This window comes from Streptomyces sp. NPDC093568 (assembly GCF_044764945.1).
Lineage (GTDB): Bacteria > Actinomycetota > Actinomycetes > Streptomycetales > Streptomycetaceae > Streptomyces.
Genome location: NZ_JBIWJD010000005.1, coordinates 145,930 through 167,444 on the forward strand (window position 1 = coordinate 145,930; position 21,515 = coordinate 167,444).

The 21,515-nt window shown below is 71.0% G+C and carries 27 protein-coding genes; 7 read left to right on the forward strand and 20 right to left on the reverse strand.

Annotated elements, in window-relative coordinates; translation table 11 throughout:
* Positions 1-202 precede the first annotated feature (202 nt).
* A complete protein-coding gene (locus ACIRD7_RS21315) occupies positions 203-2,029 on the forward strand; it encodes an endonuclease/exonuclease/phosphatase family protein (RefSeq protein ID WP_403455413.1) in 1,827 nt (608 codons plus the stop codon).
* Between the two features lie 13 nt (positions 2,030-2,042).
* Here the strand turns inward: ACIRD7_RS21315 and ACIRD7_RS21320 are convergent, their stop codons facing one another.
* The 7 genes from ACIRD7_RS21320 to ACIRD7_RS21350 form a co-directional block, all read right to left on the reverse strand.
* On the reverse strand, positions 2,043-2,786 hold the full coding sequence (locus tag ACIRD7_RS21320) for an SRPBCC domain-containing protein (protein WP_403455416.1): 744 nt from the start codon (positions 2,784-2,786) through the stop codon (positions 2,043-2,045).
* Positions 2,787-2,802: 16 nt separating this feature from the next.
* Positions 2,803-3,432 (reverse strand): ArsR/SmtB family transcription factor, encoded by a 630-nt coding sequence (locus ACIRD7_RS21325; protein WP_403455418.1) that lies wholly within the window; start codon positions 3,430-3,432, stop codon positions 2,803-2,805.
* 87 nt (positions 3,433-3,519) lie between these two features.
* Positions 3,520-4,221 (reverse strand): antibiotic biosynthesis monooxygenase, encoded by a 702-nt coding sequence (locus tag ACIRD7_RS21330; RefSeq protein WP_403455420.1) that lies wholly within the window; start codon positions 4,219-4,221, stop codon positions 3,520-3,522.
* Between the two features lie 173 nt (positions 4,222-4,394).
* The gene (locus tag ACIRD7_RS21335; RefSeq protein ID WP_403455423.1) at positions 4,395-4,889 is read right to left on the reverse strand and encodes a DUF3618 domain-containing protein; all 495 of its coding nucleotides are present in this window, start codon (positions 4,887-4,889) and stop codon (positions 4,395-4,397) included.
* Positions 4,886-5,326: a phage holin family protein gene (locus ACIRD7_RS21340; protein WP_403455426.1), complete on the reverse strand. Its 441-nt coding sequence runs from the start codon at positions 5,324-5,326 to the stop codon at positions 4,886-4,888. The genes ACIRD7_RS21335 and ACIRD7_RS21340 overlap by 4 nt, the downstream gene beginning before the upstream one ends.
* 53 nt (positions 5,327-5,379) lie before the next feature.
* The gene (locus tag ACIRD7_RS21345) at positions 5,380-6,057 is read right to left on the reverse strand and encodes a hypothetical protein (protein WP_403455429.1); all 678 of its coding nucleotides are present in this window, start codon (positions 6,055-6,057) and stop codon (positions 5,380-5,382) included.
* Complete coding sequence (locus ACIRD7_RS21350; RefSeq protein ID WP_403455432.1) at positions 6,054-6,188, reverse strand: hypothetical protein; 135 nt, start codon at positions 6,186-6,188, stop codon at positions 6,054-6,056. Before ACIRD7_RS21350 ends, ACIRD7_RS21345 begins: the two co-directional genes overlap by 4 nt.
* A 175-nt stretch (positions 6,189-6,363) precedes the next feature.
* Between ACIRD7_RS21350 and dapA the strand changes: the two genes are divergently transcribed.
* Positions 6,364-7,266, forward strand: a complete 903-nt coding sequence (gene dapA / locus ACIRD7_RS21355) for a 4-hydroxy-tetrahydrodipicolinate synthase (protein ID WP_403455434.1) — start codon at positions 6,364-6,366, stop codon at positions 7,264-7,266.
* Here the strand turns inward: dapA and ACIRD7_RS21360 are convergent, their stop codons facing one another.
* Entirely contained in the window at positions 7,267-7,659 is a 393-nt protein-coding gene (locus tag ACIRD7_RS21360; RefSeq protein WP_403455437.1) for a hypothetical protein, read from the reverse strand.
* A 90-nt stretch (positions 7,660-7,749) separates the two neighbouring features.
* Positions 7,750-7,989, reverse strand: a complete 240-nt coding sequence (locus ACIRD7_RS21365) for a hypothetical protein (RefSeq protein WP_403455440.1) — start codon at positions 7,987-7,989, stop codon at positions 7,750-7,752.
* A gap of 292 nt (positions 7,990-8,281) precedes the next feature.
* Here ACIRD7_RS21365 and ACIRD7_RS21370 point away from each other — a divergent pair, with 292 nt between their 5' ends.
* Entirely contained in the window at positions 8,282-8,899 is a 618-nt protein-coding gene (locus tag ACIRD7_RS21370; RefSeq protein ID WP_403455442.1) for a VOC family protein, read from the forward strand.
* A 103-nt stretch (positions 8,900-9,002) separates the two neighbouring features.
* On the opposite strand, the gene ACIRD7_RS21375 is transcribed toward ACIRD7_RS21370, so the two are convergent.
* Complete coding sequence (locus tag ACIRD7_RS21375; protein WP_403455444.1) at positions 9,003-10,028, reverse strand: alcohol dehydrogenase catalytic domain-containing protein; 1,026 nt, start codon at positions 10,026-10,028, stop codon at positions 9,003-9,005.
* A gap of 520 nt (positions 10,029-10,548) precedes the next feature.
* Between ACIRD7_RS21375 and ACIRD7_RS21380 the strand changes: the two genes are divergently transcribed.
* The gene (locus tag ACIRD7_RS21380; RefSeq protein ID WP_403455446.1) at positions 10,549-11,976 is read left to right on the forward strand and encodes an RICIN domain-containing protein; all 1,428 of its coding nucleotides are present in this window, start codon (positions 10,549-10,551) and stop codon (positions 11,974-11,976) included.
* Between the two features lie 141 nt (positions 11,977-12,117).
* Here ACIRD7_RS21380 and dapD read toward each other — a convergent pair whose 3' ends face one another.
* The 6 genes from dapD to ACIRD7_RS21410 form a co-directional block, all read right to left on the reverse strand.
* Positions 12,118-13,107, reverse strand: coding sequence for a 2,3,4,5-tetrahydropyridine-2,6-dicarboxylate N-succinyltransferase (dapD, locus tag ACIRD7_RS21385; protein WP_403455449.1), 990 nt, complete (start codon positions 13,105-13,107; stop codon positions 12,118-12,120).
* A gap of 151 nt (positions 13,108-13,258) precedes the next feature.
* On the reverse strand, positions 13,259-14,233 hold the full coding sequence (locus tag ACIRD7_RS21390) for a CU044_5270 family protein (protein WP_403455451.1): 975 nt from the start codon (positions 14,231-14,233) through the stop codon (positions 13,259-13,261).
* A complete protein-coding gene (locus ACIRD7_RS21395) occupies positions 14,230-14,823 on the reverse strand; it encodes an RNA polymerase sigma factor (protein WP_403455454.1) in 594 nt (197 codons plus the stop codon). The genes ACIRD7_RS21390 and ACIRD7_RS21395 overlap by 4 nt, the downstream gene beginning before the upstream one ends.
* Before the next feature lie 102 nt (positions 14,824-14,925).
* Positions 14,926-15,462 (reverse strand): TetR/AcrR family transcriptional regulator, encoded by a 537-nt coding sequence (locus ACIRD7_RS21400; RefSeq protein WP_403455457.1) that lies wholly within the window; start codon positions 15,460-15,462, stop codon positions 14,926-14,928.
* Positions 15,462-15,782, reverse strand: a complete 321-nt coding sequence (locus ACIRD7_RS21405) for a DMT family transporter (RefSeq protein WP_403455460.1) — start codon at positions 15,780-15,782, stop codon at positions 15,462-15,464. Before ACIRD7_RS21405 ends, ACIRD7_RS21400 begins: the two co-directional genes overlap by 1 nt.
* Before the next feature lie 77 nt (positions 15,783-15,859).
* Positions 15,860-16,249 (reverse strand): winged helix-turn-helix transcriptional regulator, encoded by a 390-nt coding sequence (locus ACIRD7_RS21410; protein ID WP_403455463.1) that lies wholly within the window; start codon positions 16,247-16,249, stop codon positions 15,860-15,862.
* Between the two features lie 111 nt (positions 16,250-16,360).
* Here ACIRD7_RS21410 and ACIRD7_RS21415 point away from each other — a divergent pair, with 111 nt between their 5' ends.
* A complete protein-coding gene (locus ACIRD7_RS21415; RefSeq protein WP_403455465.1) occupies positions 16,361-16,768 on the forward strand; it encodes a RidA family protein in 408 nt (135 codons plus the stop codon).
* Between the two features lie 33 nt (positions 16,769-16,801).
* Here the strand turns inward: ACIRD7_RS21415 and ACIRD7_RS21420 are convergent, their stop codons facing one another.
* Together ACIRD7_RS21420 and ACIRD7_RS21425 are read right to left on the reverse strand one after the other, a co-directional pair.
* Positions 16,802-17,686: an endo alpha-1,4 polygalactosaminidase gene (locus ACIRD7_RS21420; RefSeq protein WP_403455468.1), complete on the reverse strand. Its 885-nt coding sequence runs from the start codon at positions 17,684-17,686 to the stop codon at positions 16,802-16,804.
* Between the two features lie 114 nt (positions 17,687-17,800).
* On the reverse strand, positions 17,801-18,709 hold the full coding sequence (locus ACIRD7_RS21425; protein WP_403455471.1) for an MBL fold metallo-hydrolase: 909 nt from the start codon (positions 18,707-18,709) through the stop codon (positions 17,801-17,803).
* A gap of 82 nt (positions 18,710-18,791) precedes the next feature.
* Here ACIRD7_RS21425 and ACIRD7_RS21430 point away from each other — a divergent pair, with 82 nt between their 5' ends.
* Both ACIRD7_RS21430 and ACIRD7_RS21435 read left to right on the forward strand, forming a co-directional pair.
* Positions 18,792-19,643: a LysR substrate-binding domain-containing protein gene (locus ACIRD7_RS21430; RefSeq protein ID WP_403455474.1), complete on the forward strand. Its 852-nt coding sequence runs from the start codon at positions 18,792-18,794 to the stop codon at positions 19,641-19,643.
* Between the two features lie 165 nt (positions 19,644-19,808).
* Complete coding sequence (locus ACIRD7_RS21435) at positions 19,809-20,645, forward strand: AbfB domain-containing protein (protein WP_403455477.1); 837 nt, start codon at positions 19,809-19,811, stop codon at positions 20,643-20,645.
* A 61-nt stretch (positions 20,646-20,706) separates the two neighbouring features.
* Here the strand turns inward: ACIRD7_RS21435 and ACIRD7_RS21440 are convergent, their stop codons facing one another.
* Together ACIRD7_RS21440 and sufU are read right to left on the reverse strand one after the other, a co-directional pair.
* Positions 20,707-21,039 (reverse strand): metal-sulfur cluster assembly factor, encoded by a 333-nt coding sequence (locus ACIRD7_RS21440; RefSeq protein WP_004002168.1) that lies wholly within the window; start codon positions 21,037-21,039, stop codon positions 20,707-20,709.
* A complete protein-coding gene (gene sufU, locus ACIRD7_RS21445) occupies positions 21,036-21,503 on the reverse strand; it encodes a Fe-S cluster assembly sulfur transfer protein SufU (protein WP_403455480.1) in 468 nt (155 codons plus the stop codon). The genes ACIRD7_RS21440 and sufU overlap by 4 nt, the downstream gene beginning before the upstream one ends.
* Between the last annotated feature and the right edge of the window lie 12 nt (positions 21,504-21,515).

A 21,515-nucleotide genomic window follows, 5' to 3' on the forward strand; every position in this document is an offset into this window, starting at 1 on the left:
CCGTCAGGGGGTGTACATGGCCGAAACCTTGACAAGTGGCCTGACCAGGAATGAGATTACGCGCGTAGAAACTTGGCGGACATCTGTTCACTGGATTTCTACGCGCGTTGCCGCCGACCTATCGGCCGCGACCCCACGTTCCACGTTCAGCCCACGTTCCACTCTCGTCCCGGCACTCACGCATGCCCCCGGAGGGATCCCGTTGCCGAGCAAGAAGTCCGCGCGTCTCGCCGCGCTCACCGTCGCCGCCGTCTGTTCCGCGGCGTCCACCATCGCCCTCACGGCGCCCGCGCACGCCGACTCCGTGCGCATCCATGACATCCAGGGCAGCACCCGAATATCCCCGTACGCCGGCAAGCAGGTCGCGGACGTGGCCGGAATCGTCACCGGCGTGCGCACCTACGGTTCGTCCAGAGGCTTCTGGATCCAGGACCCGAACCCGGACGCCGACCCGGCCACCAGCGAGGGCGTGTTCGTCTTCACCAGCTCCAACCCGAAGGTCGCCGTCGGCGACTCGGTCCTGGTCTCGGGCACGGTCTCGGAGTACGTCCCGGGTGGCGCCTCGTCCGGCAACCAGGCGCTGACCGAGATCACCAAGCCGGTGATCACCGTCGTCTCCAGCGGCAACGCCGTCCCGGCCGCCAAGGTGATCGACGCGAAGTCGGTGCCGGGCGCCTACAGCCCCGAGGGCGACACCGCCGCGAACGGCTCGGTCAACGGCCTGACCCTGCAGCCGACGAAGTACGCCCTGGACTACTACGAGTCCCTGGAGGGCGAGAACGTCCAGGTCGCCGACACCCGCGTGGTCGGCGCCACCGACCCGTACACCGAGCTGTGGGTCACGGTGAAGCCGTGGGAGAACCGCAACCGCCGCGGCGGCACGGTCTACGGCTCCTACGACTCGCAGAACACCGGCCGGCTCCAGATCCAGTCCCTGGGCAAGAGCGCCGAATTCCCCACCGCGAACGTCGGTGACGTCCTGGAAGGCGCCACCGCGGGCCCCCTGGACTACAACCAGTTCGGCGGCTACACCCTGGTCGCCAACCAGCTCGGCACCCTGAAGAGCGCCGGTCTGGAGAGGGAGACCACGCAGCGGCAGTCGCGCGGGGAACTCGCGGTCGCCACGTACAACGTGGAGAACCTCGACCCGTCCGACGCCACCTTCGAGGAGCACGCCTCCGCGATCGTGAACAACCTGCAGTCGCCCGACATCGTGTCCCTGGAGGAGATCCAGGACAACAGCGGCGCGACGAACGACGGCACGGTCGCCGCCGACCGGACGCTGGCCAAGCTGACCGACGCGATCGTCGCGGCGGGCGGCCCCAAGTACGACTGGCGCTCGATCGACCCGGTGAACAACACCGACGGCGGCGAGCCGGGCGGCAACATCCGCCAGGTCTTCCTGTTCAACCCGGAGCGGGTCTCCTTCACCGACCGCGCGGGCGGCGACGCCACCACCGCCGTCGGCGTGACGAAGGTGCACGGCAAGGCCGCGCTGACGGCCTCCCCCGGCCGGATCGACCCGGCGAACGCCGCCTTCGCGAACAGCCGCAAGCCGCTGGCCGGCGAGTTCGTCTTCCGCGGCAAGACCGTCTTCGTGATCGCCAACCACCTCAACTCCAAGGGTGGCGACCAGGGTCTGACCGCGCAGTACCAGCCGCCGAGCCGCAGCTCGGAGGTGCAGCGCCACGCGCAGGCCACGGCGATCCACACCTTCGTCAAGGAGATCCTGGACACGCAGAAGAACGCGGACGTCATCGCCCTCGGCGACATCAACGACTTCGAGTTCTCCGGCACCGTGAAGATCCTCGAGGGCGACGGCGAGCTGTGGTCGGCGATCAAGTCGCTGCCGCGGAGCGAGCGTTACTCCTACGTCTACCAGGGCAACGCCCAGACGCTGGACCAGATCCTGGTCAGCCCGTCGATCCGGCGCGGCTGCGACTTCGAGTACGACAGCGTGCACATCAACTCGGAGTTCAACGACCAGATCAGCGACCACGACCCGCAGGTGCTGCGCTTCCGCCCGTAACCTCCGGTGGCGCTCAGGGCTGGCTGAACACCCCGTTCAGCCAGCCCTTCCACATCTCCTCGTCCGCCTCGGCGTCGGCGCCCGGCGCGAAGTCGTGCACCGACATGCCGACCATGTAGCCCCAGTGGTTGCGGCCGAAGAAGCGGATGAGCGCGTCGTCGGTGCGCAGCCCGAGGAAGTAGGGGTTGCGGAAGTCGACGACGGCGTCCAGGAGCTGCCCCTTCGGTCCGCGCACCTGCACGCTCGCGCCCTGTGCGGTGTCGTCGGCGAGGCCGAGGGCGCGGCCCACGGTGACGAACGCGTCGGACGCCTTGGACGCCTCGGGTCCGTCGAAGGTCGCGAAGGCGGTGACCGGGCGGCCCCGGAAGCGCGTGAGGTACTGGCGCAGGGTGTGCAGATAGAACTCGGTGTGCCGGTTGGCGCCGTCGTACTGGTTGTCCCAGTCGTCGACGAAGATGCCACTGTGCACGTAGCGCACCCAGGCGCGGCGGCCCTCGTCGCGCGGCTCGATGGTGTAGTCGAGCTGGTTGAGGGTCTGCTCGGAGATGCCCTCGACGTCCTCGACGCGGTTGGTGTAGTGGTGCGGCGGGTCCCAGGCGGTGACCTCGGAGCCGAAGGGGCCCTTGCCGCCGACGCGCGGCTCGGGGGCTTCCATCGGCCACAGCCAGCCGCCGGTGCCGGCGGTCACGGCCTCCCACACCTCCTGCGGTGTGGCATCGACCTCGAACTCGCCGACGATCTCGAATTCCTTGGACATGGTGGGCTCCTGGGTCCTACGGGTTCAGTTCCGGGGTTGTTGTCGTGTCCGGGGCGGCCGACGGGGGTTTGACCGTGGGGTGGACGGCGACGACGATCCGGTGATCGCGGCCGCCCTCGGCGCCGGGCGCGTCGTACTTGCGGATCAGCGCGCTCACTCCGGCCGTCAACTCCTCGACGAACGCCGCCCGGTCGGCGGCGGACGCGAAGCGGACCTCGCCGTCCAGCGCGAAGGTCGCGAGCCGTTTGCGCGCCTTCGTCGCGCCGGTGATCAGCGAACCGACGTCCCGGACCAGCCGGGCCCCGAGGGCGAGCAGCCAGCGGGCCGAGAGCTGGTCACGGAAGCGGTCCGGGTCCGGCTGCACGGAGGCGAGCGCGAGCGGCGAGATCACGTACGACGCGGCGGTCGCCCGCATCAGCCGCTCGGTGACGTTGCCCTTGCGGCGCTCACCGGCCAGCTCGACCAGGCCGTGCCGCTCCAGGGCCTTGAGGTGGTAGTTCACCTTCTGCCTGGGCAGCCCGACCTTGCCGGCCAGCATGGCCGCCGACGCGGGGCCGGCCGCCAGCTCGGCGAGCAGCCGGGCCCTTATGGGGTCCAGGGAGACGGCTGCGGCCTCGGGGTCCTCGATCACGGTGACGTCCAGCATGGAACCACCGTCTCACCGAAAACTTTTTTTGTCCAGACGGATCGAGTTTTCGGTCAGGGGCCCGGCGGGTCCGCCGGGCCCGCCGGCTCACTCGGGGACGAGGCCGAGGGCGTAGTCGTAGCGGCTGACCGTGCTGCCCTTGAGGCCCGGCCAGTTCTGCACGCGCTCCCACCGCTCGGTCGCCGAGCCGATGCCCTCGCCCGGGGCGGCCAGGGCGTCGATGTGGGCCTGGGCGCTCTCCCACTCGGCGTAGTTGAGGACGCGGGTGCCGTCCGTGCTGAGGTGGAAGTGGGCCGAGATGCCGCCGGGGTGCGGGTGGGGTTCGGCCGCCAGCGCTTCCAGGACCGCGTCCACCCAGGCGCGCTGACGGGCGGGGTCGGGGCCCTCGAACTCGATGTCGACGATCACGATGGCGCCGGGGACGCGGGTGTCGTCCGGCCGGCGCAGACTGCGGTAGTGGCGGTAGCGGTCGAGCCGCACCCGCTCGATGTCCGGTACGGCGGTGTCGATCTCGTCGACGCGCTCCTGCCGGTGCGTCTTCACGAAGGCCTCGTACGCCTGCTCGTCCGTCCACTGCGAGTGGTGCAGCAGGGTGGAACCGTCGTGCCCCGTGTAGACGTAGTAGCCGAGCAGACCGCCGGCGGGCCAGGGGCGGCGTTCCCAGGTGGCGCCGATCGCCTCGACGGCCTGCTTCTGCCGGAGCGGGGAGCCCACCCGCCAGGTGCTGAAGAAGGGGGCGCCGACCTCGGGGCGGGTGAGGTCGGGGTGGGCGTCGGTGCGACGGGACATGAGGGCCTCCGGGGCTCGGTGATCGATGCCTGCACCGATCACCCTTTGACCTCAAGCGGACTTGAGGTCAAGTGGGACCGGCCGGCAGGACGACGCACGGCGGCGCGGGACGGATGACAGGTGATCCGCCATCCGTCCCGCGCCGCTCGCCGTTCACCGTCGCAGCCGGCGCCTCAACCGTCGCGCCGCCTGCGCACCATTCCGGCCGCGATCAGCGCGGCCACCGCCGCGCCGACCACCAGCACCGGCCGCGGGTGGCGCACCCCGGCCTGGACGACGGTGCGCACGGGACGCGGAACACTGTGCTCCACCGAGTGCCCCGCGTGCGTCGCCCTGTCCTGGACGGTGTGACCGGCCTGGGTGGCCCGGTCCTGCACCACGTGCCCCGCACGCGCCGCCCGGTCCTGGACGACATGCCCGGCACGCGTGGCCCGGTCCTGCACGACGTGCCCGGCCTGGGCGGCGCTGCTGCGCAGCTGCACGGTCATCGCGCCCGCCTTGTCCCTGAGGTCGGCGGCGCGGGCCATGGCCCGGCCCTTCACGTCGGCCTTGCTCACCAACTCGGCCACGGTGTCGCCGAGTTCACCGCGCGTCCGCTCGATCTGGTCACGCAGCTCGGAGGGCCCCTTGGCCCCGCCGCGCATGCCCCCCGCTGCCCTGTCCGTCATCGATGCACCCTTCCTTTGATCTCGTCGACGTCCGTCCTGACGCTGTCGAGGGCCGCCTCGGGCGTGGGAGGTGCGGCCCGGCGCAGTTGGGCGCGGCCGGTCGCCGCCAGCAGGCCCGCCATCGCGAACAGCACCCCTGTCACGATGAGCGCCGAGGCCCACAGGGACAGCGTCAGCGAGAGGGCGGCGGTGGCGGTCGCGGCCAGGAAGAGAAGTCCGGCGTAGGCGACGGCGCCCGCCGCGCCCAGCAGGCCGCCGCCCCGCCCGGCCCGCCGGCCCTTCTCGGCCAGTTCCTCCTTGGCGAGGGCGACTTCCTGTCGTACGAGTCGGGAGAGCTGTTCGCCGGCCTGCGCTACGAGCTCGCCCGTCGAATGGTGCTCGTCGCCCGTCGAGTGACGCTGTTGGCGCATCGACTCGGGGGCCGTGGTCCCGGTCACGGTGTTCCGCCTCCTCTCGGTTCGGAACACCCGGGTACCCGGACCGGCCCGCGCTACCCCTTCCCCTCGCCGCCCGCTCCGCGCTCGCCCAGCCGGGCCAGCTGGGCCTGGAACCAGTCGAGGCGGGCCTGCAACAGCGCGGCCTCGGCGGTGAGTTCGGGCACGCCCGGCTCTCCGGCCGCGGCCGCGGCGACCCCCTTCCCGGCGACGACCCGCAGCCCCTCCCCCGCCAGCCGGGCGAACCCCGCGAGCGAGACGGACGTACGGCCGCGCAGGCAGCCCGCGCAGGAGGGGGCGAGCGCCAGCCAGCCGGGGCGGCCCCACCCGGCGTCGGCGAGGGCGGCGGCGACGGTGCCGCAGGCGCACGGGCCGACGGTGGCGACGCGTACGCGCTGACGGGCGTGCCGGAAGCCGCGCTCGAAGCGGATGTACCGGCCCAGCACGGTGACCTCGAGCAGTACGGCCGCCCGGTGCTCGGCCGTGCACAGCAGCGCCTCGGCCGTCTCGCGGTCGTGCACACAGTGGAAGCCGCAGTCGCAGCGTCGGCTCGGCGCCCGGTGCCGCAGGCCGTAGACGCAGGACGCGTCGGCCAGGACCCCGTACGGCAGCGCGCCGCCCAGCGACACACCGGTGAACCCGGCCCGGGTGCCGTCCTGGGACAGCATCGGGTGGGCGATCTTGAATCCGGTCGGCGGCTCCGTCGGACGTTCCTCCGGAAGCCGCAGCCTCATCGGGCGGCCGGGACCTCTTCGGACGCGGACGCCTCGATGTCCTGGAGTTCCTCGGGGAGTTCGAGATCCGCGTCGCGGTCCTGCGGCCGCTCCTGAGCGACTCCGGTGGCGAGTGCCTTGCCGAGCTTCATGACGCCTCCCATGACCAGGGGTCGTTGACCGTCCCGGCCATGGTGACCCATGACGCCCGACTTTGGACATAGGGCCTACGGCACCCCCCGGCACCCCAACCTCGCAGCGCACCTTATCGATACATCGTAGAAGAATTAAGTGGAGCTACGCGATCGCCCTGCCGACACTGATCCCATGACGACTGCCGACACCGCCGCCCCTCCCTTCGGCCGAGCCCTGTGCGCCATGATCACGCCCTTCACCGCGTCGGGATCGCTCGATCTCGACGGCGCCCAGCGGCTCGCGGACCGCCTGGTGGGCGAGGGCTGCGACGGACTGGTGCTCTCCGGCACGACGGGCGAGTCGCCGACCACCACCGACGCCGAGAAGGCGGATCTGGTCAGGGCCGTGAAGGAGGCGGTGGGCGGGCGCGCGTCGATCGTCGCGGGCGTGGGCACCGCCGACACCCGGCACACCGTGGAGCTGGCCCTGGCGGCCGAGAAGGCCGGCGCCGACGGCCTGCTGGTGGTCACGCCGTACTACAGCCGACCCCCGCAGGACGCCGTGGAGGCGCACTTCCGCGAGGTCGCCGACGCCGCCGGACTGCCCCTCGCGCTGTACGACATCCCGGGCCGCACCGGCACCCGCATCGAGCCGGCGACGGTGATCCGGCTCGCCGAGCACCCCCGGATCGTCGCGGTGAAGGACTGCTCCTACGACTTCCTCGGCACCCAGAAGGTGCTCGCCCGCACCGAGTTGGCGTACTACGCCGGCTGCGACGAGCACAACCTCGCCCTGTACGCGGTGGGCGGGACGGGATACGTGAGCACGGTCGCGAACGTCGTCCCCCGCCATCTCCGCTCGGTCCTTGACGCGTTCGACGCGGGGAACACCGCGGACGCGGCGCGCCGCCAGCAACTGGCCACACTCCTCATCGAGTTGATGATGTCGGCGGGCCTGCCGGGCGCGGTCACCGCGAAGGCCGTACTCAACGAACTCGGTCTGCCCGCGGGCCCGGTCCGCGCACCGCTGCGGCCCGCCGACCGGGAGACGGTCGACAGGCTGCTGGCGGCGTACGAGTCGGTCGGCGCCGGCTGATCACCGGCGGGCGAAGACGGGCTCCCCCTGCCGCTCGCCGTCCTTGTCGGGCTCACGGACCCCGCTCAGCGGTGCGATTCTGTCGCTGCCGATCGTGACGAGCACGAGCCGGGGCCGGTACGGCTCGTCCAGGCCGGTCACCCGTTCCCAGGCGATGAGCCGACGGTCGTCGGCCCAGGCGAGCAGGTGGCTGCCGCGCACCTTGCTGACCTCCTTGCCGCTCCAGGGATCGCGGATCGAGGAGTACCCCTTGCCCGGGTCGCCGTCGACCTCCCTGGCCAGACCGAGGGCGGTGAACTCGCCCTCCGGGAGAGCCTGGCCGGGACGTCCGACCGCAGGTGCTTCTCGTTCGCGGGCGCGGCGACCTCGGCGCCGTCCAGGGTGTGAGAACACGTGTCGGGCGGAAACCGGAAACAGCCGGGGCCCGCACCGCATCGCTCCGCCTGCGGTTCGGACCCCGGCCCCAGCCCCGGTCGGGCGTGCTCAGCCCCAGGTGTACCCGTCGCCGACGAGCAGGAAGTGCTCCAGCACGTCCTCCATCGGATCGTCGACCTGCCCCACGTTGACCAGCCCGATGCGGGGACCGTTGTGCGAGCCCGTGTTGGTCTCGTCGGCGTGGGCGGCCCCCGCGGGCAGCGAGCACGCCGCCCCCGCCGCCAGCGCACCGACCACCAGGCGCAGCACGGTCCTGGTCCGCTGGTTCGTCTTCACTCGACCCGTCATCAGCCTTCGGCCCTCATCTCGTCGGTTCGGCGTGTGATCGGAAACTGCGTCCACCCGTTCATCTGCCTGGAGCCCACCGAGGTCACGTCGAGTAACCCGTACGGGAGCGCGCGTCGCCGTGCCGCGGTCACGAGGGGGCGGAGAACACGCCGTGCGCGAGCCGGACCGGCGTCAACTCTTCGTGACCGATTCAGGCGTCACCGCCGCCGCGTCCGCTCTGGATGGTCCTCGGGCGACGGCCGTGCGAGTCTCGTGATGTCGGCTTCCTGTACGAGCACTGGAGGTGCCAGTCATGGACATGAAGCTCGAAGTCGTCGTGGTACCGGTGTCCGACGTCGACACGGCCAAGGACTTCTACACCCGGTTGGGCTGGCGGCTGGACGCGGACGTCGCCGGGGACGAGAACTTCCGGGTGGTGCAGGTGACACCGCCGGGTTCGCCGGCGTCGGTCATCTTCGGCGCTTCGGTCACGTCCCAGACGCCGGGCTCGGCCCAGGGTCTGCACCTGATCGTGGACGACATCAACGCCGCGCACGACGAACTGAAGCGGCTCGGTGCGGAACCGAGCGAGGTCTTCCACGACGCCGGCGGCGTCTTCCACCACGCCGGGACCGAGGCCCGGGTGCCGGGTCCCGCTCCGCAGCGCACCAGCTACGGCTCGTTCCTGTCCTTCAGCGACCCGGACGGCAACGGCTGGCTCCTGCAGGAGATCACGAACCGCCTTCCCGGCCGCCTCGACCCCGCGACGGCGACGTTCACCTCGTCCGAGGACCTGGCGAGCGCCCTGCGTCGCGCCGCGGCCGCGCACGGCGAACACGAGGCACGCATCGGCGCGGAGGACCCCAACTGGCCGGACTGGTACGCCCAGTACATGGTGAGCGAGCGGACGGGAACCGAACTGCCGACGTAGCAGTTCGCGCGCCCGGCCTCTCGAGCCGCCGGGGGGCCGCGTGTGCCAGCCAAGACGCAGCCGTCCGCGAACCCGACCCCGAAGCCACGAGATGCCACCCGCGTCAGCCAGGTGTGAGCACCATCCGGAAGCGGGCGGCGCCGGAGAGCATCTTCTGGTAGGCCTCGCCGGCGTCGTCCAGCGGTGCGGTCTCGGTCACCGGCCGGATGCCGTGCAGGACGCTGAACGCCATGGTGTCCTCCACGTCCTGCGAAGTGCCGGACGGATGCCCGCGCACGACACGGCCGCTCAGCAGCAGCTGGGTTGGGGTGATGCTCATGGGTGAGGGATCCGCTCCGATGATCACCAGCTCGCCCCGCGGTGTCAGGCCTTCCGCGGTCGCGCTGATGGCCTCGGAGTTTCCGGCGGTCGCGAGCACGGTCCGCGCACCGCCGAGCGCCTGCAGTGCCTCCGCCACCGGGACGCCCGAGGTGCTGTCGACGTAGTGGTGGGCGCCCAGTCGCTTGGCCGCGTCGGCCTTCTCGGCGCCGCGGGCGATCCCCACGGTCTCGAAGCCCATGGCGACCGCGTACTGGACTCCGAGGTGCCCCAGGCCGCCCAGGCCGAGGACGGCCACGAGGTCGCCGGGCTCAGCGGGACTGCGTCGCAGTCCGTTGAAGGCGGTCACGCCGGCACAGGCCATGGGCCCCGCGTCGGCTGCCGCGAGCGCGTCAGGGATCGCGGCGAGGGCGTCGACGGGCGCGATCATCTTCTCGCCGAAGCCTCCGTCGTAGGCCCAGCCTGGGACTTTCAGGTTGTCGCAGACGATGAAGTCGCCCTGGCGGCAGCGTTTGCAGTGGCCGCAACTGCCGCCGAACCAGCCGACCGCCACTCGGTCGCCCACCTGCCACCCCCGCTCGCGCACCCCTTCGCCCAGTTCCTCGATGCGCCCGGCGATCTCGTGCCCGGGCACGTCCGGGAAGGTGACACCAGGTAGCCGGCCGTCGACGAAATTGGCGTCGCTGTGGCAGATACCGCACGCCTCCACGGCGATCCTGACGTGTCCGGGGCCGGGCTGCGGAACCTCTCGCTCGACGATCTCGAAGGCGCCGCCCGGGGCGTTGACCTGCGCGACGCGGTAGCTGCTCATAGGTCCCTCCGGTTCACAGCTCGGGAGGTATGTCGCCGCCCAGAAGCTTGATCAGCTTTCCCAGGAGTGCGTCGAACTCCGAACTCCCGGCCGACCCCGGCGACTTGCTGGTTGGGCGTAGCTGTCGAACAGCAGGCTGGGCTGGTCGATGGCGAACTTGGTGTCACAGCCCCCAGACCGGGCCGTCGCGATTGCCAGGTCGAGGAGTTCCGTACTCATGGCTGGGGTTCTTTCCTGGCGAATGCGTACAAATGCCAGTCTCTCGCAGCGGAGAGGGCACGCAACCCGCAGAGGTCCGAACTCCGCGTTCAAGAACGGCCGAACGCTGCGCGCCCCCGCACGCAACAGAACCTTCTGCCGGTCGAGTTCGACAGGGGATGTTCACACCCTTGACGCATTGCGACAACAGGCAGTCTCATGTGCGACATCGTTCGGTTCAGTCAACTTTTGATCGGTTGTGATCTGCCTTGTTTTCTCCACGGAGGACGACCAAGGCAGCCGACGGAAGGAAAGACCCTCGATGCGCCGTTCCTGGCTCCTTCTCCTCGCCGTGATCCTCAGCCTGGTCCCCCAGGCCCTGGTGACCGGCAGCGCGCACGCGGCAACCGTCGCGATCTCCAACGGGACCCAGTTCACCGACACCACCGGAGCGGTGGTGCATGCCCACGGCGGCGGTGTGATCAAGGTCGGTTCCTACTACTACTGGTTCGGCGAGAACCGCAACGAGGACAACTCCTTCCGCTACGTGTCGGCGTACCGCTCGACCGATCTGAAGACCTGGGAGTTCCGGCGCCATGTCCTGACCCAGGCGACCGACCCCGAGCTGGCGTCCGCGAACATCGAGCGGCCCAAGGTCATCTACAACGCGTCCACCGGCAGGTTCGTCATGTGGATGCACAAGGAGCTGGCCACCGACTACACCCAGGCCCGCGCCGCCGTCGCCGTCTCCGACACCGTCGACGGCGACTACACCTGGCAGGGCAGCTTCCGCCCGCTCGGCCACATGTCCCGTGACATCACCGCCTACGTCGACGACGACGGCACCGGCTACATGATCTCCGCCGCACGCGAGAACCGCGACCTGCACATCTACCGCCTGAGCCCCGACTACCTCACCGCCGAGAGCCGCGTGCAACTGCTCTGGCCCGGCCAACTGCGCGAGGCCCCGGCCCTGTTCAAGCGCAACGGCGTGTACTTCCTGCTCACCTCCGGCGCCACCGGCTGGCGGCCCAACCAGCAGATGTACGCGATCGCCTCCAGCATCACCGGCACCTGGAGCGACCTGCACAACGTCGGAGACTCCACCGCCTACGGCTCCCAGACCACGTACGTCCTGCCCGTACAGGGCACGGCCGGCACCGAGTACCTCTACATGGGCGACCGGTGGGGCAACTCCTTCAACCAGAACGTCAACGCCTCCAAGTACGTCTGGCTGCCGCTGGAGTTCCCCACCGACACCACGATGACCATGGACTGGTACGCGCAGGTCAGCATCGACACCGCGGCCGGGAAGGTCGACGGCGTCGGCGGCCCCTGGGAGACGGTCACCGCGCGCCACAGCAGCAAGTGCCTCGACGTCCCCAGCAGGTCCGTGGACGACGGCACGCAGATCACCCAGTACACCTGCAACGGCGGCATGAACCAGTCCTGGTGGTTCAAGGACATGGGCAGCGGATACGTCCAACTCGTCGCCCGGCACAGCGGCAAGTGCCTGGACGTGGCGGACAGGTCCACCGCCAACGGCAACCCGGTCATCCAGTGGAACTGCGGCACCGCAACCAACCAGCAGTGGCAGCTCCAGGACGCCGGTGACGGCTGGGTGCGCCTCGTCTCCCGTCTCAGCGGCAAGTGCCTCGACGTGGCGGACGAGTCCACCGCCGACGGCGCCAAGCTCATCCAGTGGACCTGCGGCACGGGCACCAACCAGCAGTTCAAGCGCGGCGCCTGAGCACCGACGCCCTCCGCCCCTGGCAGCCCGGTCGGTTCCTCCGGCCGGGCCGCCTTTCGCGCGGCGGTGACCCAGACGTTCAGTCCTGGTGTCTTCCGTACGCTGATCGTGCGGGCGGCCGCAGCTCACGGCCGCCCGTGATCAGTTGTGGCTGTGCAGCACCTCGTTCAGGCCACCCCACACCGCGTTGTTCGGCCGTGCCTCCACCGTGCCGGTGACCGAGTTGCGGCGGAAGAGGATGTTGGAGGCGCCGGAGAGTTCGCGGGCCTTGACGATCTGGCCGTCGGGCATGGTGACGCGGGTGCCGGCGGTGACGTACAGGCCCGCCTCGACCACGCACTCGTCGCCCAGCGCGATGCCCACGCCCGCCTCGGCGCCGATCAGGCAGCGCTCGCCGATGGCGATGATCACGTTGCCGCCGCCGGACAGCGTGCCCATCGTGGACGCGCCGCCGCCGATGTCGGAACCGTCGCCGACGACGACACCCGCGGAGATACGGCCCTCGACCATGGAGGTGCCGAGCGTGCCCGCGTTGAAGTTGACGAAGCCCTCGTGCATGACGGTGGTGCCCTCGGCGAGGTGCGCGCCGAGGCGGACCCGGTCGGCGTCGGCGATCCGGACGCCCTTGGGGGCCACGTAGTCCGTCATCCGCGGGAACTTGTCGATCGACGTCACCTGCAGGTGCAGGCCCTCGGCACGGGCGTTCAGCCGCACCTTCTCGATGTCGTCCACCGCGACCGGGCCCAGCGACGTCCAGGCGACGTTCGCGAGGAAGCCGAACTGGCCCTCCAGGCTCAGCCCGTGCGGCTTGACCAGGCGGTGGGAGAGCAGGTGCAGGCGCAGGTAGACGTCGTGCGCGTCGACCGGCTTCTCGTCGATCGAGGCGATGACCGTACGGACCGCGACGACCTCGACGCCCCGGCGGGCGTCCGGACCGATGGCCGCGGTGGCCCCTCCGCCGAGCAGTTCCGCCGCACGCCCGGCGGACAGCCGCTCGGTGCCGGACGGGCCAGGCTCGGCGACGAGCTCGGGCGCGGGGAACCAGGTGTCGAGAACAGTGCCGTCGGCGGCGATCGTGGCGAGGCCGGCGGCCACGGCGCCGGTGGTGCGAGGAGCAGTCGTGTCGGTCATGAGGGCAACCTAACCGGCAGGGGCGCGTCGGGGCTAACTCGGGCGCGCGGCGTCTCAGGGTGCGAGCCGCCGGGTTCCGGCGGACATACGGCCGCCGGGGTCCCCTCGCGTTCGTGGAGACCCCGGGCCCCAGCCTGGCCGGGGTCAGGTGTCAGGCCCGCCGGCCCGCCTCGTCCACCACCGCCTTCACGATGTACGCGTTGCCGCCGGCCACCTCGCCGTCCTCGATCATGCGCTCGCCGACGATCTCGAAGGTCACGGGGTCGAGCAGCCACTCGTCGGCGTGCTTCCCGCCCTTGCGTCCGGGCTCGGGGAACCTGACGGCGACGGCGTACTGGCCGGCCTCGTCCTCGACCAGGTGGTCGACCAGCTCGCCGCCCGGCATCGTCGCCAGCGCGCGGTACAGGCCCGCGAGGCCCTTGGGGGGCTGGACATAGGCGTCGAGCAGGACCGAGATCTCGGCGTAGTCGTTCTCCGCCTGCGTCAGGCTCTTGTCGTCGACGAGGGCGTTCTCCTCGCGCAGCGCCTCGAGCGTGCCCTCGCCGTCGGCCGGCAGGGTGGACAGGAAGCGGTACATCTGGCGGGGCGAGCGGTCGTCGTACTCGTCGCCGCGGCCTTCGAGGTTCACCTCGATCGTCTCGAGTTCGCCCGGGTCCTCGGCCCCCGGCCTGGGGTGGAAGGCGAGCTCGGCACCGTCGTAGCGGAGCCACTTCTCCAGCGCGAAGTCCGCGTCGTCGTCCCCCTCCTGTGTCTCCTTGGCGTAGATCCACTGGTCGGCGCGCGGTTCGGTGAGCGGCGGCTGCTCCTGAACCGTCCGCGCCGCGAACTCCAGCAGCTCGGGCGCGCTCATGCCCTTCAGATCGAGGCCCGGCGCCGTGGCGGGCGTGCCCTCGCGCCCCGCCCGGTGCCCGTCGATCAGCAGCGTCGCGGTGGCGACGACCGCCGTCACGGCGACGAAGACCGCGGCGATCATCAGCGGACGCCGTCGTCCCCGTGCCACCCGGCTCCGCTTCCCCGTCAGTGCCGTCTCGAGCAGCCGGGCCCGCCCCGGCGCCAGCCGCGCCCGGTCGGCCACGGGTGCGTCGGCGCGCAGTTCCCGCACCTGGGTCATCTCGTCCACAGTCACGCCACCTCCGCCGTGTCGCTCACGAATGCCGGATCGGCGCCCAGCGCCGTACGCACCTTGCGCCGGGCTCTGTTGAGCCGGGAGCGGACCGTCCCGACCGGGAGGTCCAGCGCCTCGGCGACCTCCTGGTAGGTGAGGTCGGCCCAGGCCACGAGCAGCAGCACATGTCGGTCGCCGGCCGAGAGGGAGGCGAGGGCGTCGGCGAGCGGGCCCTGCGCGGCGACGCGGCTGTCGGTGTCCTCCACCCAGGAGGCGGCCACCGGGTCGTGCCCGGTGCGGGCCAGCGCCCTGAGCGCCCGTACCTCCGCGCGGCGGTGCTTGCCGATGAGGTTGGCGGCGATGCCGTAGAGCCAGGGCCGTGCGCTGGACCGGGTGCGGTCGTAGCGGGTGCGGATGCGGAAGGCGGTGAGGAAGGTGTCGGCCGTGATGTCGTCCGCGGCCGCCTCTCCCAGTCGCCGTGCCGCGTACCGGTGGATGTCGGGCGCGTACCAGTCGTAGAGCCGGGCGAACAGCTCGGGCTGTTCCAGCGATCCGGCGACCACCTCGGCGTCGTTGGCCACGCCTTCCGCCCGCGGCGGTGGTCCGCTCACAAGGCCTCCCCCTGTTGTGTCGTATGTGGCGAGTCACCCCCTGTTCCCCGCGGGACGGCAAAGAGTTCACGACAGATCAGGGGCCTTGCCTCGCAGGCCACTTCAGGGGATCACGCGGCTCAGCACCTCGCGCGCGTACTCCTCGTCGTACGGCACCTCCGTCAGCAGCACCTGCAGGCAGATCCCGTCCAGCAGCGCAACCAGTGCCCGCGCGGTGACCGGGTCGGTGCGGCGGGACAGGAGGTCGGCGACGTCCTGGGCCCACTCGGCGGCGACCGGGCGCAGGGCGGGGCGGCGCAGGGCGGCGAGGTAGAGCTCGTACTCGAGCTCGACGCCGGTGCGGTCGCCGGCGAACCATTCGCCGATCCAGCCCGCGAGTTCGGCAGCCAGATCGGTGTGCGGGTCCGTCAGGGCGCCGCGTGCGGCGATCACCTTGGCGAAGCCCTCGCTGGCCTGGCGCAGTGCGGCTACCAGCAGGTCGTCGAGGGTCTTGAAGTGGTACGTCGTGGAGCCGAGCGGTACGTCCGCCTCGGCGGCGACGGTGCGATGGCTCAGCCCGGCGATGCCCTTCTCCCCGACCACCCGGATCGCCGCGTCGATGATCCGCTGACGTCGCTCGGGGTCGTGGCGCCGGGCCATCAGTGCGCGCCGCCCAGGTTCAGGACGACCACGCCGACGATGATCAGCGCGATGCCGGCGGCCTTGGTGGCCGTCAGCCCCTCCCCCATGAACGCGATCCCGATGGTGGCGATGGCCGCGGTGCCCACGCCGGCCCAGATCGCGTAGGCGGTGCCCACGGAGACGGTCTTCAGCGTCTGGGCGAGCAGCGCGAAGGAGAGCAGATAGCCGAGGGCGGTCACCAGCGACGGCAGCAGCCTGCTGAAGCCTTCGCTGTACTTCATCGCGGTCGTGGCAGCCACCTCGGCCGCTATGGCTCCGGCGAGCAGCAGGTATCCCATGTGTACAAGCGTACACAACGATGCGTACGAGCGTACACAACGATGCGTACGTGCGTACACAAACCGCTCCTCGTCCGCTACGGCCTGCCCGCCTCGAAGGTGTCGCGGGCCTGTTCGATGTGGCCGATGTACCGGTGCGTCCAGTCGCACATGCCGTCGATGGTCACGCGCAGGGCCTGGCCCGGCTCGGTCAGGGTGTACTCCACGCGCGGCGGCACGGTGGGGTGCACGGTGCGCTCCAGCAGGCCGTTGCGCTCCAGCATGCGCAGGTTCTGGGTCAGCATCTTGTGGCTGATGCCGTCGACCTCGCCGCGCAGCTCGCTGAAGCGCAGGGTGCGCTCACCGAGGGCCTCGATGATCAGGAGGGCCCACTTGTTGGCGATGTCCGAGAAGATCTCACGCGCCAGGGAGTCCGCGCGCGTCACATCCGCCTGGTCCAGCAGGCCGCTGAACTGGTTGGTTCCCATGAGGTTCCCCAGTCACTGAAAAGTGCGTTCTTCCACGTCAGCGTTCACTCTCCTACGGTTTCCGAGTAACCACAAGTGACTACGAGAGCGCAGCACAAGGAGGCGGACGGCATGGCCATCACCCTGATGAACCCGACCGGACTGGTGGAGATCGATGCCTACCGGCAGGTGTCGATCGCGAGCGGATCGACGCTGGTCTTCGTCGCCGGGCAGGTGTCCTGGGACGCGGAGGGCACCACGGTCGGGGCCGGCGACCTCGCCGCCCAGGTCGAGCAGAGCTACCTCAACGTCGGCACCGCCCTCGCCGCGGCCGGCGCGTCCTTCGACGACGTGGCGAAGCTGAACTTCCATGTCGTCGACTGGACGCCCGACAAGATGCCCCAGCTGATGGAGGGCATCGCCAAGGCCGCCGCCAGGCTCGGGGTAACCGCCGCGCCCCCCGCCACGCTGCTGGGCGTCGCCGCGCTGGACGTGCCCGAGCACCTGGTCGAGATCGAGGCCGTCGCGGTCCTCGACTGACCGGGCGCGCGGCGCGCCCGGCCGGGGGGCGGGTCAGCAGGTACGGCGCAGGTACCCGCCGTCCCCTTCCCGTACGACGTCCAGGTCCCGCAGGACCACCGACAACCGGTCGCCCCAGTCGGCGCACGCGGCGGTGAGGCCGTCCGGGCGGTACTCGATGACGAGGACCCGGTCGTCGTAGGCGTCCGCGTAGGCACCGCACTCGTCGTACTGTCCGCACTCCTCGGCGACCGCGAAGTCGAAGCCGGCGTCGCGTCCCTGCCGGGCCAGGCCGGCGGCGTTCTTCTGGCCGATGGCCAGGCCGGCGGCGTGGGCCCGGCTCGTGAGCAGCTTGCCGAAGGCCAGGTTGTCCCCGGCGGTCAGCAGCCCCTCGGACCGCTCGTTCGAGTCGAGGTTGTCGGCCTCGACGGCCTGGAAGCCGGCCGCCGCGCAGCCGTCGATCCACTCCCCCACGACCTCGGCGAGCCGTGCGCGTTTGGCGGCCGTCGAGGTGTCCAGCAGGGCCTCGTCCCAGTCCCGGTCGACGACGAGCCCGCCGCCGTCGGCACGGAGGAGCAGGTCGGGGTGGTGGGCCTCCCACCAGCTCTCGGCGCCCGGCTGGGCCTGGAAGGTGTTGACGTAGCAGATGTTGTAGACGCCCGGCGCGGGCTTCGCGGTGCGGTCCCGGGAGACCACGCGCACCCCGTCCGGCGGAGGGTAGGCACCGCCGATCTGGTAGTCGAAGTCGGCACCCGGCTCGGGCGGCACCACCTTCGCGGAGCCGCCGGGGCCGGGCGTCGAGGACGCGCTGGAACCCCCCGGTCCGCCGGCGTCCCCGTCGTCGGACGCCGTGCACCCGCCCAGGGCCAGGACGAGCGCTCCGCACACGGCCACGGCCGCTTGCGCTCGGCGACGGGCACGGAGGACGCGGGGGACCATGATCCGGGGGCTCCTGTTCGACGCGTGATCAAGGGTGCTGCCCGGCCATGATGCCCTGCTCAGCGCCGCCGGTTCACCTGCGCCGGCCCTGAAGCCCGACACACGCTCCGGGGCTCATCCGCTGTGCTCGGCGCACAGGCACCCCACCCCCGGCTCGATCCACTCCCGGCCCTCCCACTCCGGATGCCGTTCGATCAGCAACTCCCGGACCTCGGTGACGATCTCGGCCTCGCTCATCGCGGAGTCCCGCCGCCGCCAGGTCTCGTCGCGCAGCTCGCGCAGGTAGTCCCGGACGTCGGCGAGCACCTCCGCACCGCCGAGGTCGCCGTGGCCCGGGACCACCACCCGGGGTTCGCCCGCGGCCAGCCGCTCCAGCACGCTCAGCCAGCCCACGCCGGAGACGTCCGTGTCGTACGGCGGGAACCACGGGAAGATGGCGAACTGCCCCGTCTCGGCCAGGTCCCCGGTGAACAGCACCCCGGCGTCCGGCACTTCGATCACCTGGTCGCCCCGCGTGTGCCCCCGGCCCGTGGGCCGCAGCCGTACCGTCCGGCCGCCGAGGTCGAGGTCGTGGGCGTCGTCGTAGACCAGGTCGGGCGTGGGCGGCCGTACGCCGTCGAGGCGGTCGGCGACCGGCCCGCCGAAGCCCCGGAACATCTCCAGGTAGCCCGGCCCCTTGGCCTTGAGGTCGTCCGCCTGGGCGCGGTTGACCAGGTAGGTGGCCTCGTCGGCGAAGGCCTGGGCGCCGAAGGCGTGTTCGGGGTGGAAGTGGGTCGTGGTCAGGTACAGCCGGCGGCCCTTCGCCACCTCGTGGGCCAGGGCGAGCACCTGTTCGGCGTTGGCGGTGCCCATGCCCGTGTCCACGACGAGCACGGCCCGCGTTCCGCCGATGATGCCGATGTTGGGGACGAGTTGGACGCGTCGGTTGGGGACGACCAGCAGGTCCGGGGCGATCTCCTGGACGTGTGCGGTGCGGACGGCTGGGTCCGGGAGAGGGGCGTCGGGTAGGGGTCCGTCAGTCATGCCCCCAGTCCACCTCCGGGGTGTCCCGGTCGTCCAAGACCGATCCCGCCGCGCCGATACCGTACGGGTATCATCGCTGTTCATGGAGCTGCGAACGCTGCGCTACTTCGTCGCCGTCGCCGAGGAACTCCACTTCGGCCGGGCCGCCTCCCGGCTGCACATGAGCCAGCCCCCGCTGAGCCGGGCGATCAGACAGCTGGAGTCGGACATCGGCGCCCCGCTGCTGCACCGCTCCCCCGCCGGCGTCACGCTCACCCCGGCCGGCGCGACGCTGCTGGACGAGGCTCGGGCCCTGCTCGACCGGGCCGACCGGGTCCGGGTGCGCGTGGCGACGGCGGCCGGCGCGAGGACGCTCACCGTCGGCTTCCTGGGCGACAGCACCGACCGGGGCGCGACGCGGCTGGCCGCCGCGTACCGCGGACGCCACCCCGGTGTGGAGGTGCGGATCCGCGAGGCCGACCTGACCGATCCGACCTGCGGGCTGCGCGGCGGTCTCGTCGATGTCGCCCTGACCCGGGGGCCGTTCGACGAGACCGGTCTCGCGGTACGTGAGTTGCGCGCGGACCCGGTGGGTGCCGTACTGCGCGCCGACGACCCGCTGGCCCGCCGCGCCGAGGTGTCGCTGGCCGACCTGGCCGGCCGGAGCTGGTTCCGGTTCCCGGCCGGCACCGACCCGCTCTGGCAGGCGTACTGGAGCGGCGGCGAGCCACGCGAGGGCCCCGTGGTGCGCGGCGTGCAGGAGTGCGTGCAGGCCGTGCTGTGGAACGGCACGGTCGGAATGGCCCCGCTCGGCCATGAGATGCCCGCCGGGCTGGCCGTGGTGCCGGTCGCCGACATGGCGCCGAGCCGGGTGCTGGTGGCGTGGAAGGAGGGCGACCAGAACGCGCTCGTCCGGTCGTTGGTGGGGATGGCGACGGGGGCGTATCGCGGGTGACGGCGGCCGGCCGCCGCACGCCCTTCACACTCAGAACTCGATGTGGATACGGCCCGTTCCAAACAGGTGCTCCAACGCCACTGGTTCCACTAGTGTTTCACTGTTCACATACCGGTCCTTCGCAGCCGCGGCTGTCCTCCCATGACGCCGCTGGAGGAACACCGCATGCCTGAAAACAAGTCCCAGCCGTCCCAGGGCCAGCCTTGGGAGAACGGCTGGGCCCCGGACACCTCGCGGGCACCGGGGACACGCCGGCTGTGGCTGGCGGGCGGAATGGCGGTGGCGACGGTCATCGCGTGTGCCACCGCGATCGCCGTGTCGGAGAAGGACGCTGACAGGAACTCGGCGAAGTCCGCTCCCTCCGTGGGGGACACGACCGTCCCCGGCCTGATCTCCTTCGCCACCCCCTCGGAGACCAAGCCCCCCAAGGGCAAGAGCGGTCTGTCGACGGAACGGGAGACGACGAAGGCGCCCGGGAAGCAGGATGCCAGTGCCTCCAAGCCGGCGCCGGAGTCGTCCAAGTCGCCCTCGCACCAAGCCAGTTCACCGGCCGCCCCCGCCCCCAGGCCGCCCGCCACCACCACATGGCGATCCCTGCGCTCGGTCAACTACCCCGACCGCTACTGGCACGTGAGCGACGGCTACGTGAAGCTCGACCCGGTCCACGGCTCGAAGGCCCGTGAGAACTCGACGTTCAAGCAGGTCAAGGGGCTGGCGAACGGCTCCTGTTACTCCTTCGCCACCCACGACGGCGCCTACCTGCGCCACCGGAGCTTCGTCCTGCGCGCCGAACGCAACGACGGCTCGTCCCTCTTCGCCCAGGACGCCACGTTCTGCTCCCGCACCTCCTCGTACTCCTCCGAGGCGACGATGCTGGAGTCGGTCAACTACCCGGGCTACTTCCTGCGCCACAAGAACTTCGTCGTGCGCCTCGAACGCTATGACCATAGTCGGCTCTACCAGGCGGACTCCTCGTTCCGGCTGGTCGGCGGGCTGGCCTGAGCACACAGCAAAGCGGCGGCACCCGGAAGGTGCCGCCGCTTTCCCGTGTGCACGGGGAGTCTCAGACGTTGAACCCGAGCGCCCGAAGCTGCTCACGACCGTCGTCGGTGATCTTGTCGGGGCCCCACGGCGGCATCCAGACCCAGTTGATGCGCAGCTCGCTGACGAGGCCGTCCGTGGCGGACTTGGCCTGGTCCTCGATGACGTCCGTCAGCGGGCAGGCCGCCGACGTGAGGGTCATGTCGACCGTCGCCACGTTCGAGTCGTCGACGTGGATGCCGTAGATCAGGCCGAGGTTGACGACGTCGATGCCCAGCTCGGGGTCGACGACGTCCATCAGGGCCTCACGGAGCTCCTCCTCCGAGGCCGGCTTCATCTCCACGGTGTCGCTCATGCCGTCTTCCTTTCGGCGTCGGCTCCGCCCAGCACCTGGGCCGTCGCGTCCTTCCACGCCATCCAGCTGAGGAGGGCGCACTTGACCCGGGCCGGGTACTTGGAGACCCCGGCGAACGCGACCGCGTCCTCCAGGACCTCCTCCATGGCGTCGTCGGGCTCGATCTTTCCCTTGGACTGCATCAGCTCCAGGAAGGTCTCCTGGATCTTCCGCGCGTCCGCCAGTTCCTTGCCGACCAGCAGGTCGTTCAGCACGGACGCCGAGGCCTGGCTGATGGAACAGCCCTGGCCCTCGTACGAGACGTCCTCGATCGTCGTGCCGTCGTACTTCACACGCAGGGTGATCTCGTCGCCGCACGTCGGGTTCACGTGGTGCACCTCGGCGTCGCCATCCCGCAAGCCCCGACCGTGCGGGTGCTTGTAGTGGTCCAGGATGACTTCCTGGTACATCGAGTCCAGCTTCATGCGATCGCTCGT